Annotated in this window: 12 protein-coding genes and 1 pseudogene; 8 read left to right on the top strand and 5 right to left on the bottom strand. The window is 60.1% G+C overall.

The window, feature by feature from the left end:
* From IVA82_RS11100 to IVA82_RS11080, 5 genes and pseudogenes are all read left to right on the top strand, one after another.
* Window positions 1–948, top strand: a complete 948-nt coding sequence (locus IVA82_RS11100) for an ABC transporter permease (protein ID WP_247391384.1) — start codon at window positions 1–3, stop codon at window positions 946–948.
* Window positions 941–1771 (top strand): ABC transporter permease, encoded by an 831-nt coding sequence (locus tag IVA82_RS11095; protein ID WP_247391382.1) that lies wholly within the window; start codon window positions 941–943, stop codon window positions 1769–1771. Before IVA82_RS11100 ends, IVA82_RS11095 begins: the two co-directional genes overlap by 8 nt.
* On the top strand, window positions 1768–3342 hold the full coding sequence (locus IVA82_RS11090; RefSeq protein WP_247391380.1) for an ABC transporter ATP-binding protein: 1575 nt from the start codon (window positions 1768–1770) through the stop codon (window positions 3340–3342). The genes IVA82_RS11095 and IVA82_RS11090 overlap by 4 nt, the downstream gene beginning before the upstream one ends.
* Window positions 3343–3360: 18 nt before the next feature.
* A complete protein-coding gene (locus IVA82_RS11085; protein ID WP_247391378.1) occupies window positions 3361–4581 on the top strand; it encodes a M20/M25/M40 family metallo-hydrolase in 1221 nt (406 codons plus the stop codon).
* Between the two features lie 275 nt (window positions 4582–4856).
* Window positions 4857–5546: pseudogene (locus IVA82_RS11080) on the top strand (SDR family NAD(P)-dependent oxidoreductase).
* Window positions 5547–5873: 327 nt separating this feature from the next.
* On the opposite strand, the gene IVA82_RS11075 reads toward IVA82_RS11080, so the two are convergent.
* The gene (locus IVA82_RS11075) at window positions 5874–6419 is read right to left on the bottom strand and encodes an AMP-binding protein (RefSeq protein ID WP_247391375.1); all 546 of its coding nucleotides are present in this window, start codon (window positions 6417–6419) and stop codon (window positions 5874–5876) included.
* A 91-nt stretch (window positions 6420–6510) separates the two neighbouring features.
* Between IVA82_RS11075 and IVA82_RS11070 the strand changes: the two genes are divergently transcribed.
* Window positions 6511–8064, top strand: coding sequence for a long-chain-fatty-acid--CoA ligase (locus tag IVA82_RS11070; RefSeq protein ID WP_247391373.1), 1554 nt, complete (start codon window positions 6511–6513; stop codon window positions 8062–8064).
* A 158-nt stretch (window positions 8065–8222) separates the two neighbouring features.
* Here the strand turns inward: IVA82_RS11070 and IVA82_RS11065 are convergent, their stop codons facing one another.
* From IVA82_RS11065 to IVA82_RS11050, 4 genes are all read right to left on the bottom strand, one after another.
* Window positions 8223–9341: an ABC transporter substrate-binding protein gene (locus IVA82_RS11065; protein WP_247391371.1), complete on the bottom strand. Its 1119-nt coding sequence runs from the start codon at window positions 9339–9341 to the stop codon at window positions 8223–8225.
* A gap of 99 nt (window positions 9342–9440) precedes the next feature.
* Window positions 9441–10892 (bottom strand): NAD(P)/FAD-dependent oxidoreductase, encoded by a 1452-nt coding sequence (locus IVA82_RS11060; protein ID WP_247391369.1) that lies wholly within the window; start codon window positions 10890–10892, stop codon window positions 9441–9443.
* 50 nt (window positions 10893–10942) lie between these two features.
* Window positions 10943–12151: an ABC transporter substrate-binding protein gene (locus IVA82_RS11055; protein WP_247391368.1), complete on the bottom strand. Its 1209-nt coding sequence runs from the start codon at window positions 12149–12151 to the stop codon at window positions 10943–10945.
* A 31-nt stretch (window positions 12152–12182) separates the two neighbouring features.
* Complete coding sequence (locus IVA82_RS11050) at window positions 12183–13073, bottom strand: alpha/beta hydrolase (RefSeq protein ID WP_247391366.1); 891 nt, start codon at window positions 13071–13073, stop codon at window positions 12183–12185.
* Between the two features lie 110 nt (window positions 13074–13183).
* Here IVA82_RS11050 and IVA82_RS11045 point away from each other — a divergent pair, with 110 nt between their 5' ends.
* The gene (locus IVA82_RS11045; protein ID WP_247391364.1) at window positions 13184–13954 is read left to right on the top strand and encodes a LuxR C-terminal-related transcriptional regulator; all 771 of its coding nucleotides are present in this window, start codon (window positions 13184–13186) and stop codon (window positions 13952–13954) included.
* Window positions 13955–14148: 194 nt separating this feature from the next.
* Entirely contained in the window at window positions 14149–14928 is a 780-nt protein-coding gene (locus IVA82_RS11040) for an SDR family oxidoreductase (RefSeq protein WP_247391362.1), read from the top strand.
* The last annotated feature ends 292 nt before the right edge of the window (window positions 14929–15220 follow it).

The raw sequence follows: 15220 nt of genomic DNA, 5'->3' as shown, positions 1-15220 counted from the left end.
GTGACGCTGGCTTGGTTCGCACGCCGTTTGATGCTGATGCTCTACACCGTCATCGTGGTCTCGATGCTGGTGTTCGCCATCACGCAGATTCTGCCGGCGGACGCCGCCCAGTCGCTGCTCGGGGAAAACGCGACGCCCGAAGTGCTGGCCGCGCTCAGGGCAAAGCTCGGGCTCGGCGATCCGGCCTGGGTGCAATATGCGCGCTGGACTCGCCATGTCTTCACCGGCGATTTCGGCACCTCGATGCGCACGAGCCTGCCGGTCGGCCCGGAAATGCTGGCGGCGCTGTCGCGCTCACTGCTGCTTGCCGTGTCAGCGATCCTGGTCACGCTGGCTGTTGCCGTGCCACTCGGCGTGGTCGCGGCGCTGCGGCAAGGAAGGCTCACCGACACGAGTGTCAGCCTCATTGCCTATCTCGGGGTCTCGCTGCCGGAATTCGTCACCGCAACGCTGCTTGCCCTTCTGCTGGCCGATACGTTGCATTGGCTGCCGGCGACCGGCTACGTCTCCCCACTGGAGGATTTCGGCGGAGGCCTCCGTCACCTGGCGCTGCCGGTGCTCACCGTCTCGGTGATCCTCGTCGCGCACGTCATGCGCATGATGCGCTCCGAGACGCTCGATGTGCTGAAATCGGACTATATCCGCGCCGCGCGCTTGAAGGGCCTGCCGGAACGCACCGTGCTGTTTCGCCACGCCTTGCGCAACGCGCTGCTGCCGGTCGTCACAATCATCGCGCTCGACGTCGGTTATTTGCTCGGCGGCATCATCGTGATCGAGGAGATCTTCGCCATTCCCGGCATCGGGCGGGCGCTGATGGTCGCCATCACCACGCGCGATCTGCCGTCGATCCAGGCGGGCGCGTTGATCATGGCCGCGACCTATGCCGTCACCAACACGTTCGCCGACATGGCCTATGCGTTTCTCGACCGTCGGATCCGCTATGACTGAGCTGTTCATCCGCTTGATGCGAAAGCCACAGGGTTTTGTCGGCGTCGTGCTCCTGGCGCTGATCGCGGCCGCTTGCCTGTTCGGGCCCGCATTGGCGCCCTATGCGCCGGAGAAGATCGATTTTCTCGGCCGGTTTCGCGCGCCCGGCTGGCAGAACTGGCTCGGCGCTGATCAATTCGGCCGCGACATCCTGAGCCGCCTGATGGTCGGCGCGCGTTCGACCGTGCCGCTCGCTTTCATCGCCACCTTCGTCGGCAGCGCAGCCGGAGCGATCATCGGGGTTGGCTCGGCCTATCTCGGCGGACGAACCGACGAGGCCATCATGCGCACCAACGACGCCGTGATGGCGATCCCAGGCCTTCTGATGGCCCTGTTGCTGGTCTCAACGCTCGGCAGCGGCGCCGGCAATGCCGTCATTGCCATCGCGGTGGCCTTTGCGCCGGGCATGGCGCGGGTGACCCGCTCGGCCGCGCTCAACGTACGCAATCAGGACTATGTCAAAGCCGCCATCGCGCGTGGTGAGGGAGCGCCCTGGATCATCTTCCGCGAGATGTTGCCGAACGTCATGGCGCCGATCGTGATCGAATCCACCATCCGGGTGTCCTTCGCCGTTATGCTGTTCGCAACGCTGAGCTTTCTCGGCGTCGGCGCCCAGCCGCCCGCATCCGAATGGGGACTCATGGTGGCGGACGCGCGCCAGTACATGCATCAGGCACCATGGGGATTGATCGCGCCCTCGGCTGCGATCGCACTCACCGCCATTGCCTTCAACCTGGTCGGCGATGGTCTTCGCGACGCCTTCAATCCGAAGGACGAGCGGTGACCTCCATACTTTCGATCCAGGATTATACGCTCGACTACATCACGACCGCCGGACCGGTGCGCGTACTGCACGACATCTCGCTGCAGATCGCGCCGGGCGAGGTGCTGGGCCTCGTCGGGGAATCCGGGTCAGGCAAGAGCTCGCTTGCCTGGGCACTGATGCGCCATCTACCCGACAACGCTCGCGAAGTCGCAGGCTCGCTGCAGCTGGGCGATGTCGACCTTCAGCGCCTGAGCCCGCGCGAGCTGACCAAGATCCGAGGACGCCGTCTCGGGATGGTGTTTCAGGATCCTTCGACATCGCTCAATCCGACGCTCACCATCGGAACGCAAATCACCGAAGCGTTGATACGGCATCGCAGCCTCAAGCCGCGCGACGCCAATTCGCTCGCGATCGAGCTGCTCGGTCACGTCGATCTCAACAATCCCGCTGCGGTGATGCGGCGTTATCCGCACGAAATCTCCGGTGGAGAAAAACAGCGCGTCGTCATTGCCACCGCCTTTGGCTGCCGACCCGACGTCATTCTCTTCGACGAGCCGACCACGGCACTCGACGTCATCACCGGCGCGCGCATCCTCGAATTGTTCGCGCGACTACGCCGGGAGACGGGCGTTGCCGCGCTCTATATTTCCCACGATCTCGCACTTGTGATGCGCGTCGCCGACCGGGTCGCGGTCTTGGAGCGCGGACGCCTGGTCGAACAGGCGCCGGCGGCCGACATCTTCCGCGCGCCGCGCCATGCCAAAACGCGCGTACTTGTGGACGCCGTGCCCAGACCGGAATGCCGCCTTGTCCATGACAAGCCGCGTGCCCAGGTCCTTCTTGCAGCCTCCGAGATCGAAGTCCAATATGGCAGCGGCAGGCTGTTTCGCGACGCGCCGCCGCCGGCCACAAGAAAGATCGGGCTTGAAGTTCGTGGCGGCGAGATCCTCGGTCTCGTCGGCGAGTCCGGCTCCGGCAAGTCTTCGATGGCGCGCGCGCTGACCGGGCTTGCACGCTTCTCAGGCACAATCTTTTTCGACAAGCACGAAATCCACGGCATGCGCGACATGAACGCCGCTTACCGCCGCGACGTGCAGATCATTTTTCAGCATCCGGATTCGTCGCTCAATCCGCGTCACAGGATCGACGAGATCCTGTCGCGTCCTCTCAAGCTTTACGGCGGTCCGCTTGCGGATATTCCCCGCCTGCTCGACCAGGTGCGCCTGCCTGCATCCTACGCCAACCGTTGGCCACATCAGCTTTCGGGCGGCGAGAAGCAACGCATCGCCATCGCGCGAGCCTTCGCGGCGCGACCTAAACTTGTGATCTGCGACGAGATCACCGCACCGCTCGACGTGTCCGTGCAGGCCCAGATCATCGAACTGTTGTTGACGCTGCGGGAGGAGACTGGAACCGCCTTTCTTTTCATCACCCACGATCTCAACCTCATCCGTCAGATCGCTCACCGCATCGCGGTGATGCGCCGGGGTGAACTCGTCGACCTTCTGCCCGTCGAAGATTTTGATGCGGACCACGTTCATCCCTACACCCGCGAACTGATGGCTGCTTCCCCCGTGCCGGTCGGCTGACGACAAGGATTTCCTTCCATGGATCACAACGCCAAAGCAATTCTCGCCGGGATCGACGTGCCCGCCGCCCTCGATCTCCTGTCACGCATGGTGCAGCACAAGAGTTACTCCAGGTCGGACGGCGAGAAGCAACTCGCAGCCTTCATGGTCGGCCGCATGCGCGAGATCGGCCTCGAGACCGAGCTCGCAGCCTTCGGCAGTGAGGGGCGGGTCAACGCCGTTGGTCGCTGGAGGGGCAGCGGCGGTGGCAAGAGCCTGATGTTCAACGGCCATCTCGACACCAACCCGGTGACCGAGGGCTGGACCGTCGACCCCTGGGCAGGCAAGGTCGACGACGCCTTCATCTACGGCATTGGCGTTTCCAACATGAAGGCTGGCGACGCCGCCTACTTCTGCGCGGTCAAGACGCTGATCGACGCCGGCGTCAAACTCAGCGGCGACGTCATCCTCACCTATGTGGTCGGCGAGCTGCAAGGCGGCGTCGGCACCTACTCGCTGGTCGAGCAAGGACTTCGCGCCGACTATTTCATCAACTCCGAGCCGACTGATCTGAAGGCCATGACGATGCACGCCGCGGCCTTCATGTTCATCGTCGAGTTGACCGGCAATACTCGTCATCTGTCCAAGCGCGAAGAGGCAGTCGATGCGATCACGGCCGCGTGCCACCTCATTCCGCGCCTCAATGCGATGAAATTCTCGGGCGCGCTTTCGCCGGAACATGAGCGGATCAATCGCGTCCATGTCGGCGTGGTCCACGGCGCACTCGGCCGCGAGTTGCACGAATGGCGCACGCCCCAGGTCGCGGATTTCGTGCGGATCAAGGGCTCGGGCCGCTACGCGCCGGGCCAGTCCGAAGCCGGGGCCTTGGCCGACATGCGTCGCGAGCTCGACGCGCTTGAAGCACGGTTTCCCGGCCTCAAGGCTGAGATCATGTCGGAGGACCGCTCCGGCGTTCCAACCATGCCGCCATTCGAAGTATCACGCACGAGCCCGATCGTCGAGGCCGTCAACCGCGCCTATCGCGCAGTACGCGGAGAAGAGCAGCCGACGGGCGCCGTTGCCCCGAGCTGCTTCTACGGGACAGATGCTGGTCATCTGCATTATTTCGGCAGAATGCAAGGCATCGTCTGCGGTCCCGGCGGCCGCTACAACACCATGCCCGACGAACGGGTCGACATCGTCGACTTCATCGACATGATCCGCATCTACATGCTCGCCATTCTGGAGATTTGCGGATAGCGGGCGCGCGAACGGGGACCTGCCAATTATCTCTGGCGTGACGATCAGAATTCGAGAAAAAATAACTGACGCCGGCCTGCCCGCGCAGCACGTCGCCCCGGGCGAGCTGGAGCGCTAAACTGACCGCTTTGGCATAGACAGTGGGATTGGAAGATTCGATGACAGACATCACGTTGGACAAAGGCAACAAGCTCGGTCTATGGGGCTGCGGATGCCGAACCCGTACTGTTCCTTCACGGCATGTCGATGAGTCGCGATAGCTGCAGGTCCTTGAAATGGATGTTGCCGACGAGGCGTCGGTCAACTCGGCGATCGACCATGTCATCAAGCAGCACGGAAAAATCGATGCGTTGATCAACAACGCAGGCACCATGTTCGTCGGAGTCACGTAAGCCTACACGGTCGCAGATATCGAACGGCAATTTGCGGTCAATTTCTTCGGTGCCGTGCGAGCCGACCGTGCCGTTCTGCCGCATATGCGTGCCGCCGGGAGCGGACTTCTCGTCCATGTCACATCGTTGATGGGCCGAGTGATCTTTCCTTTCTTCGGTGTCTATTCTGCGAGCAAGTTTGCGCTCGAGGCGCTTGCCGAATCCTATCGCTACGAGCTGTCAAGCTTCGGCGTCGACTCGGTGATCGTCGAACCAGGGCCACTCCCAAGCAACCTGCTCCCATCCAGTCCGGAGCCGTCCGACGAAGGCGTGCTGGCATCATACGGTGCGGTCGCGGCGATCCCGGGCCAAATCAAAGACAGCTCAAGCCAGGCACACGATTCGTCCAATCCGCCACGACCCCAGCTGGTTGCCGATGCCATCGCGCGGATGGTCGAAGCCACGGAACGGCGCCCGTTGCGGACGGTCGTCATGCCCGAGGGCATGGATCTCGGAGTAGAACGACTGAACGAGGCCGTCACCTCGATCCAAAACGACATGCTCAGTGCTCTCGGCATGTCGAACATGATTTGAAACACTGAGTGTCAATCGGCTTGCGAAATTTTGGACGCTGATCCCGGGCTTAAGGGGGGCAGGCCGAATGACACTCACAACCTCTTTCGACCGCCCAACAGCGGCTGGGCACTTGACCCTCGTCACGTCCAGGAGTCACTCATTTTAGGTCCGCGGCACTCCCCGGCCTGCGGCCCGTCAAGGTCCGGCGATAAAGTTTGCCTCCAAGTGTCCGCGGCAATTCGGCCGTGAACTCGATCTCGGGCGGGAGCGAATATGGCGGCAAATGCCCTCTGACATGTTGCGCAATTTCTTCGGCAACAGCGGGCGACGATTTCAGACCCGACTTCAGGACAAGAATGCCTTGATGACCTCGCCTCGCAATCGGTCCGGTTTTCCGACGATCGCCGCCTCGGCCACAGCGGGATGTGAAATGAGGGCAGCCTCGATCTGGCTTGGCACGATCAGATAGTCGCTACTGCTGATCGCATCCACCTTCGTTCCGAGATAGTAGACGTTGCCCTCTGTATCCATTCGGCCGAGATCGCCCGTGAGATAGTAGCGGCGTCCAAACCGATAACGAACCGAAGCGCCCTCGGACTCGCTATAATATCGTTCGAACCAGTGCAGAGGCGACTTTTCCGTATCGATGGCGATTTCACCGCCTTCATCACTTGGGCATTCGCGGCCTGTCGCGTCCAGGATGACCACCCTGAAACCCAATCTATCTTTTAGGGCGTGCCGCGCGCCAAGAGCGACGATGATCGCAAATCGCCTCGCAACCCAAAGCTGACCAATCAGCCGGGCCCGCTGCGCGCGGACAACTGCCAATCGATGATTGTCGGCAGGATCGACCGGCGCCCCTCGTTTTCGAGAGGGCTGAGCAAGGTCCATTTCGCGTCCTTCTGTGCCATGTAGTTATACTGGCTGTCGCCTGTGGGAGCCAGCGCCGACGGAAATATCCGCGGAACGAAGGAGGACACGCATGAAGCTGACGCAAGCTCTGAGCTCCGCGATTCAACAACGCGGGTGTCACATCGGCACAATACATGCCGGCAGATCGCGAACGTGGCGCGAGATCGGACGGCGGGTAGCAGGCGCCGCAGCGGGACTGCGCCGTGCTGGCGTCAGGCAGGGAGATCGTGTCGCAATTCTCGCTTTCAATAGCGATCGGTACATTGAAGCTATTTATTGCGTTGCATGGGCAGGAGCAGTTGTGGTCCCACTCAACACCCGGTGGGCATTTGCAGAGAACGTCTATGTTTTGAAAGACTCCGAGCCTACCGTTCTGCTGGTCGACAGCGAATTCGCGTCGATGGCTGACCAACTGGCACGAGCTTGCCAACTGCTTAAGCTGATCTATCTCGACGACGGGTTGGCTCCCGACGGAATGGTGCATTTTGAAGAATTGGCAAATGATGACCCACTTCAAGATATGGCCGGCCAGGACCGCGACCTGGTGGGCATCTTTTATACGGGTGGCACCACTGGGTTTCCAAAGGGCGTCATGCTCTCCCACGCCAACATCATCTATCAATCACTGGTCTGGATGTCGTCGTTCTATTTCGGGGAGGACGTCCGTTATCTCCACTCGGCCGGACTGTTTCATCTTGCGGGGACTTCGCCAATGATTGCGCTGACGATGGCCGGAGGCACCCATGTGACGCTTCCGCGGTTCGATCCCGAAATTGCAATGAGGGCGATTGCTGACCACAAGATCGTCTCATGCTTGCTCGTGCCGACCATGCTCAACATGATGCTGAATCACCCTTCCTTTGGTTCGTACGATCTGAGTAGCTTGACAGATTGCCAGTACGGCGCGTCTCCAATTCCGGACGCCCTGCTGGTCAGATTGATACACGCCCTTCCCGGGTGGCGCTTCAATCAGGGTTACGGGATGACGGAGAATGCCTCGCTTGCGACCGTACTGCCGTGGAAATATCACGCGCTTGATGGACCCCTCGCCGAAAAGCGGAAGTCGGCCGGACGAGCTGCCCCTGGGGTCGAGATCCAGATCGTCGATGACGACGCGCGAGAGGTACAGCGCGGCACAGTCGGAGAAATTGTCATTCGAGGCGGCGGAATGATGCTCGGATATTGGCGAAAGCCAGAGGAAACCTCGCGCATTCTGCGCGATGGATGGTTGCATACCGGCGACGCCGCCCGGATGGATGACGATGGATTCATCTACATCGTCGATCGCCTCAAGGATATGATCGTCACTGGTGGAGAGAATGTATACTCCGGTGAGGTCGAGAACGCGATCTTTCAGCATGACGGCGTCAGGGAGTGCGCTGTGATCGCCGTTCCCGATGCCCAGTGGGGCGAAGCCGTTCACGCCCTGGTCGTACCGAAGGACGGATGGGCTCTGGATGATGAGATGATCATCATGCACTGCCGCAAGCTGATTGCCGGCTACAAATGCCCTCGCTCCGTCGAGATCAGGACGGAGCCGCTGCCGGTGTCCGGGGCCGGCAAGATCATGAAGGCCGCTTTGCGCCAGGAAAAGTGGCGGGGGTACACCCGAAGCGTTAACTGAAACCCTTCGAGTGATCAGCTGCGGGGGGCGCGAGCTTCGCGCCCTCCCGCAGCCAACATCTCCTATCTGCTCCCGGCCGGCGGCTCTTCCGAAGAATCGCCAGACAGTATCCATGTCTTGCCGTCGAAACGCGCAAAACGCATCGACTTGATCGCGGTCTAGTCATCGGGCGCAGTCTGAATAGTGATGCCGGGGAGCAGCATGGACGCCTTCAGTCCGCGCAGATTGGTCGCCTGTTTCAGCAGGTTTTCCCTGGTGAGATTGTCGCCGCAGCGGCGCAAAATCTCCATGGCGATCTCGACCGCCGTGTAGCCACTCGCAGCCGAAATATCGTCCGGATTCGTTGCTGGGAAATTTTCCTTCATGAAGGTCAGATAGCGCTTCATGCCCTCATCGTTGGCAAATCCCGGATCTCCCGGCACCTTGTAGACCGATGTTGTGATGACACCGGTCGACGCCTCGATCCCCGCTGGGACAAGCACACCGCTGATTGAATTTGCGAGCGACGTCACGAAGATCAGCGGTTTCCAGCCTATTTCATGAATCTTGCGGATCGCCTGGGCGGCGAACTTGTTCTGAGCAGCCAGAAAAACCACATCAGCGCCGCTCGCCTTGAGGTCGACCAGTTGCGAGTCGACGGTGGGGTCGGTCACCTGATAGCTCACCTCTTTCAAGATGCTTGTTGACGATTTCGCTCCCAGGCCATGGTGCAGGCCTTTCAGAAAGTCCTTGCCGATGTCGTCTGCTTGATAGATGACCCCGATTTTGGCATCGGGCCTCTCCTTTAGCAGATATCGCGCGAAGCTTTCTCCTTCTGTCGAATAGAACGGGCTGAACGGAGTCGTCCAAGGAAAGTCCTTCGGATTGTTCCAACGCGACGCGCCGCTGTGGACGAGCAGCTGCGGCACCTTGCGCAGGTTGAGATACATCTGCATTGCCGCGCTGGTCGGGGTACCGAACGAGTTGACGATCGCCAGAACCTGGTCGTCCTCGACCAGCTGCCTGATGACCTCGACCGTTTTCGGGGGGCTGTAGCCCTCGTCACGCTGCAAAAGCACAACCTTACGGCCATTGATGCCGCCGTTGTCGTTGACGGCCTTCACAAACGATGCCTGGACGCGTTGCGTAATGGAGTAGCTGGAAGCGGGTCCGCTGAAGGCAGCATTCTGGCCTAGCCTGATTTCAGAATCGCTTGCGCCGGGATCATATAACTTCTCGGCTTGGGCCTGCCCCAACGCCAGACACAGGCAAAGGCCGACAGTGCTGATAAGCTTCATTGCGTGCTCCTTGCGCTTCTCTCCGGGACTTCCCGTAACTTCGTTGGACCTATCTTCCGCGCCATGGCGTGGCCTTTGCCGCACAGCTCAGCTGACACATCAAGCGACCTCATAGTCAGAAAGCACTGGCTTGCTCATGTCGCGCTCGAAGACGTCGTAACCCCAGGGATAGGATGCGATGTTGCCATGCGCATCGATGTACCAGCTTCGGCATCCGGACGCCCAAATTGAGGTTTTGGCGCGCTCCTTCAGCGCGTTGAAGTAGGCCAGCGTGGCATCGCGGCGCGGTGCAACAGCCCGCGCCTGTGAGCTCAGCAGCTCGACGAGCTGCAGCACGTAACTGATCTGTCGCTCTGCGGTCATGAGGAAGGAGAAATTTCCAATCGGGCTGTATGGGCCGCCAATCATGAACCAGTTCGGGAAGCCGGGCGTCGTGACTGCGCGATAGGTGATGTTTCCGTCGGCCCAGGCTTCCTCAAGTGTATGTCCGCCGGCGCCTCGCACGATCGCGCGCCCGAACGGACGGTGCGTTTCGAACCCGGTCGCGAGCACCAAGACGTCTAGCTCATGCAGGCGTCCGCCCTGGCTGACGAGGCCGCGCGGTTCGGCGTGCAGGATAGGATCGTCGACGAGTTCCGCATTTGGCCGCTGAATGGCTGGATAGAATAGGCCGGACACGATGAGGCGCTTGCAGCCGACCCGATAGTTCGGCGTGAGCCGCGACCGCAAGTCGGGAGCGGCGACAGTGTTCAGATTGTTGAGGCAGGCCAGGCGCATCTCCTCATAGACTTCAGGGTTTTCTCCGGCCAGCGCGGCGCAGAAAGCGCCGTTGAACAGCTTGGCCAGCCTCAAATATTCCTGGGCCATCAACGAGGGATCGGTTCGAAACGCCTGCTTGCGCTCTTCCGACGTCGGCGAGTTTATTTCGGGGAAGATCCACTGCGCGGTCCGCTGAAACAGCGAGACCTTTGCAACCCCATCCACAATTGCCGGCAGTATTTGCACAGCGGTCGAACCCGTCCCAATGATGCCGACTCGCTTTCCTTCGAGAGCCACACTGTGATCCCAGCGCGCGGAGTGAAAGGACACACCTTCGAAATCCGCCAATCTGGCGATCCGCGGGTAGGACGGATGATGCAGCACGCCGACTGCCGAGATCACCGCGTCAAACTCGCCTTGATCACCTTGGTTAGTTTGAAGGCGCCAGCCCGAACCGGTCCAACTTGCTTCGGTCATTTCGTGGTTGAACCTGATCAACGAACGTACGCCGAACCGATCGGCAATCCCGCTCACATAGGCCTGGATCTCTGATCCCGGAGCGTATTTGTGACTCCAGTCTGGATTTGGCGCGAAGGAGTAGCGGTACAGATGTGATGGTACGTCACAGGTCAATCCCGGATAGTTATTATCGCGCCACGTGCCACCGACCTCGGCCGCTTTCTCGAATACAACGACGTGGTCGGTCCCAATCTCCCGCAAGCGGATCGCGGCGGCGATTCCCGACGCGCCGGCTCCGATCACCGCAATCCTTAGATGCCTGTTGCTTTCCATGATGGCGATATCCGGTCCTCGATTTTAGCGGGTCATTGCAAGGCGCTCGACTAATCGTTGGCACAAATGATGTCGCCTTCAGGCGACCAGCGCTGTGAGCGTAAGCGTTGGATTTGCAGACATTTCACAAGCCGGTGTTGAGTGGGGCTCGACGATAAACTGATACCGTGCGAAACCAGTGGCGGGCGGTAGTCATGCATCGAATTGGCTACGGCCATGATGTTGTCGCGAGTGAGAGTATCGCCGGCCTGCTTAAGGACGTGCACAACCGTCTGACAGACCGACCAGCCCCAGGCATTGAGTGGCTCCGTCTTGTTGCCTTTCGGATAGTACGTGCTTATCCATGTGAGCCACTCTTTGACGTCGGGCATGCTGGTCTCTGCCAGATCGGCAACGTCGATTAGAAAGCTCGAGGAAAAGAGCTTCTCGTCGCCGGTGATTTCAGCGGCCTTCAGCACGATGGCAGGGGAATTGGCCAGATACGGTACAAAGGTCGCGGGGCCCCAATTGATTCCACGCATCGCCGTGATTGCCTGGGCAACAAATTTCCCGGTGGCAGCCAAATAGACGGCGTCGGCCCCCGAAGCCTTGAGCTGTATGATTTCCGATGTAACCGTCGGCTGGGTTGCCTCGTATGGCTGCGCGCTGACCAGCTTGTCCTGGTTTCCGGATCCTAACCCCTCTTTCAGGCCCGCCAGGAAATCGCGACCAAAGTCATCGTTCTGAAACAGGATGCCGATCTTGCTGCTGCCAAGCTTCTCGACCATGTAACGGCCGAAGATCGCGCCCTCCTGGGCAGCCGTGGGCTGCCATCCCATCATCAAGGGAAATTGTGCAGCGTCCGAAATCTTGCTTGCAGACGAGGCAACGAAGAGATGCGGGATCTTCTTCCGCGCGAGGTATGGAGCCGTCGCAAGGCTGGTGGGAGTCCCGACTCCACCGACAAGAAAGAGCACGCCGTCCGACTCGACCAGCTTGCGTGTTTGCTCCACCGTCTTTGCCGGATTGTAGGCGTCATCATAGGAGATGAACTCGATCTTGCGGCCGTTAACTCCACCGTCCGCATTGATCTTGTCGAAGCAGCGGCTAAGGGCCTCTTTGTAGGGTAGGTAGATCGCAACTGGACCGGATGCCGCCGTTACATTTCCAATCTTGATCAATGTATCCGTCGCGCCCTCATCGTAGACGCCTGCTCGCGCGGGCCCAGCCACAGTAGTGATCACACTCAGCAATACCGCCATTAGATGCTTTTTGAACAAGGCTTCCACCTTCCATTGACGTTGTTGAGAGCTAGTTCCTGTCGCCAAGCGTCGCATGACGTGCGATGAACGATGCAGCGCTGTGGAGCGCGTCACGTCCCGCTTTCAGCTTGGGCCAGTACAGCTGCCAAACGTGAAACATGCCCTCCCAGACCTGCAGTTCGAGTGGAACGCCTGCTGCCGCGAGCTTCTGTGCAAACGCACAGATGTCACCTAGAAAGACTTCATTCTGGCCTGCCTGAATGTGTGTCGGTGGCAGGCCAGCGACGTTGCCCTGCAAGGGAGAGACGAGCGGGAAGTCTTGCCGCGTTGTTCCAGCATAGAGATCAGCGAAGAAGTCGGCCGTCGCGCTCGACACCAACAGATCCCGAGCAGCCAGGGTCTGGAACGTCACGGAAGTGGACTTCAGATTGACCCAAGGGCTCAGCCCCACGACGCATTGCGGCGATGGCAGCCCGCAATCGCGCAGCACCATCAGTAGGGCAAACGAAAGGCCACCTCCGGCAGAGTCACCCGCGACGGCAGCTATCTGGCCATACCGGCTCAGCAGAGCCTTATACGCCGCGGTCGCGTCGTCGAGGGCCGCAGGATAGGGAGCCTCTGGTGCAAGCCGATACTGAAGGCTGAACACGGTTCCTCTGATGTCCAGGGCGAGACGCTCAGTCAGATGCCTGTGCGATCGAGGCGAGCCAACGGCATAACCACCGCCGTGCAAGTAAAGTACAACCGGCCCGTCACCGACGCGCGTACGTTCGGCAGACACGCCACCCAGCTCTACCTGATCGATCGGTGTTGCAGTGCCACTAGGAAATAGCTCGGCAAACTTCTCAAGCCGCGTGCGCTGCTTGGCAAGCGGCGTGCTCTCGGCTCGCGGCTGGCTCGCAAATTGCTGTAGGAGCGCCGCTAGTCCGGGCTCGTCCATTCCTGGTCCTCCGACCGCGCGCTGTCGAGTCCGCGCGGAACTGTGCTAGCCTTAGCCCAGGTAACGGGTGAAATACCCTCTCGAAAGCCGTAGGGGTGGAAAAGCTCGGGATGGAAACTGCAGACGTTCAAGAGCTGCGCGAATGCCTGGATCGACTCAGGCGTTCCCAGACGTTTGAGGAAGCGACAGACGAATTGGTCAAGGCTGGACTAGTCCTGGGTGCGAGCAAGACTGCGTGGGCGCCCGATCTGTCGCGTCCGTATTTCGATGCCGAAATGGACGCGTTTCACCGGCGCCAAGGATGGCCTGACGACATTATGCGCATCTGGTGGGACGAACACGCCACCCTGAAGATGCCCTTTTATATCCGCTGCCGGTTTGAGCACTTGCCATTTGCGACCGATCTAATGGCGGCAGACCGGACGTCCTCGATCTCGCCCGAACAGCGACGCGCGGCTACAATAGTACTGGGCATGGGCATCACGGACCTGATCACAGTACCGATCCATCTGCCAAAGGGGCAAGTCGCGATGGTGACATGGGCGGGAAATTTTGAACGACGCGCCGCGCATTTGCTCGACAAAACGTCCCCGGAACTCGTCGCCATTGGGCATTTCTTCATGGACGTCTTCCTGCGGCGGTTCGGCCGGCGCGGCACGACAGAATCCGAATTGGCCCGGTTGACGCCGCGTGAATGGGAATGCTTGCGTCTTACGGCGCAGGGCTATCGAGAGCGCGAGGTTGCAAACCTCACGGGCGTATCCGCGACCACTGTGCGGTTTCACCTGGACAACGTGGCCAAGAAGCTTGGCGCATCCACCCGCACGCAAGCCGTGGCACTTGCCGCGCAGATGGGCATGCTGGGGCCCATCGGGAATTGACACCGTCCGATCCTCTCGAAAACGAGAGTACTGGATCGGAGGTTACGAATTATAGGATCGTTCGGTTCGTCAACCGCCTCAGCTTGGCCGGGGCGCCCTTCTCGGCTGTTCAAATGGTGCGACGAAAAGCACAATTAGCCCTGTTCTCTTTGGCTGTCGTGCTCAAATAGGCTTCAAGATCAGAGCGGAAAATCATGACCGAACAAAAGGCGCTTCGTTATGAAACTGGAACGGCCATCGTCGCCGGAGGATCGGGCGGCATTGGTCGCGCAATATGCAAGCGTCTCGCTCTGAGCGGCTCAAATATCGTCCTAACGTACAACTGCAATAGAGACAGTGCGGAGACAACCGCCAAGGAATTGCAGGCACTCGGCCGACGTTCCCTCGCGCTTCGGATCGATCTGCGGGACGCGGCCTCAGTCGCTGAAGCAGTGAAGATTGCAGCTAAGGAATTCGGAAATGTGCACACCGCCATCTACGCCGCGGGCCCCTATATCAATATGCGTCATGTAAGCAGACTGGAGCCTGAACTGTTCGAGAAGACGGTCTCGACGGATGTTTTTGGCGCTTACAATTTCCTGCATACGCTGATACCGGAGCTACGGCGCGCCAAGGGGGTGATGGTTGCCCTTGGTACGCCAGCCATTCGCCGCACGATGCCGAAGGACGTCATGTCTTTTGCGCCGAAGGCAGCAATCGAAGCAATCGTGCGGGCGATAGCCGCGGAAGAAGGTCGATATGGCGTCAGGGCCAACCTGGTCGGTGTCGGCGTTATCACTGATGGAATGTACCAACAATTGCTCGCGACCGGTGACTTCGACGAGGCTTTCCTTAAGGCAACAGAGCAGGTCCTGGCGCTTCGTAGACTCGGACGCGCTGACGACATCGCAAACGCTGTCGATTTCCTGGTGTCCGACGCTGCCGCCTACATAACAGGCCAAAGCCTTATGGTGGATGGTGGCTATGCGCTTTAGGCCCGCATTCCCCATCCCGGGCTGACCTTCCAAATCGACGTCTGTTCTAGCCGGCCACGTGGTCAAGATAGCCCGAGCTGAGCAACTAAAACCTTCAACCTTGAAGCAGACGTCGCAGCCCAAGTCTCACGGTTCGCCCCGCGAAGGTCAAGAACATCGGTAAATCGCCCGCGCTAGATTTTTGACCGCTCTCTTTCGCCCTGCGCCTTCTGAAGGCGCCATTACTTCGTACCCTTGAATGCCGCGCGATAGCTCGCCACTAGGGGTCCTTCTTTTCTGCTCAGCCTGCCAA

Source organism: Bradyrhizobium sp. 142, from assembly GCF_023074015.1.
Classification (GTDB): domain Bacteria; phylum Pseudomonadota; class Alphaproteobacteria; order Rhizobiales; family Xanthobacteraceae; genus Bradyrhizobium.
Note: the sequence above shows the minus strand (reverse complement) of the source record. Positions and strands in the feature narration are given on the sequence as shown.

What these genes read in the sequence shown, in the direction of transcription:
- IVA82_RS11095 (WP_247391382.1), top strand. Translation starts at nt 941, where the DNA reads ATGACTGAGCTGTTCATCCGCTTGATGCGAAAGCCACAGGGTTTTGTC.
- IVA82_RS11060 (WP_247391369.1), bottom strand. Translation starts at nt 10,892, where the DNA reads ATGGAAAGCAACAGGCATCTAAGGATTGCGGTGATCGGAGCCGGCGCG.
- IVA82_RS11065 (WP_247391371.1), bottom strand. Translation starts at nt 9,341, where the DNA reads ATGAAGCTTATCAGCACTGTCGGCCTTTGCCTGTGTCTGGCGTTGGGG.
- IVA82_RS11040 (WP_247391362.1), top strand. Translation starts at nt 14,149, where the DNA reads ATGACCGAACAAAAGGCGCTTCGTTATGAAACTGGAACGGCCATCGTC.
- IVA82_RS11050 (WP_247391366.1), bottom strand. Translation starts at nt 13,073, where the DNA reads ATGGACGAGCCCGGACTAGCGGCGCTCCTACAGCAATTTGCGAGCCAG.
- IVA82_RS11085 (WP_247391378.1), top strand. Translation starts at nt 3,361, where the DNA reads ATGGATCACAACGCCAAAGCAATTCTCGCCGGGATCGACGTGCCCGCC.
- IVA82_RS11045 (WP_247391364.1), top strand. Translation starts at nt 13,184, where the DNA reads ATGGAAACTGCAGACGTTCAAGAGCTGCGCGAATGCCTGGATCGACTC.
- IVA82_RS11075 (WP_247391375.1), bottom strand. Translation starts at nt 6,419, where the DNA reads ATGGACCTTGCTCAGCCCTCTCGAAAACGAGGGGCGCCGGTCGATCCT.
- IVA82_RS11070 (WP_247391373.1), top strand. Translation starts at nt 6,511, where the DNA reads ATGAAGCTGACGCAAGCTCTGAGCTCCGCGATTCAACAACGCGGGTGT.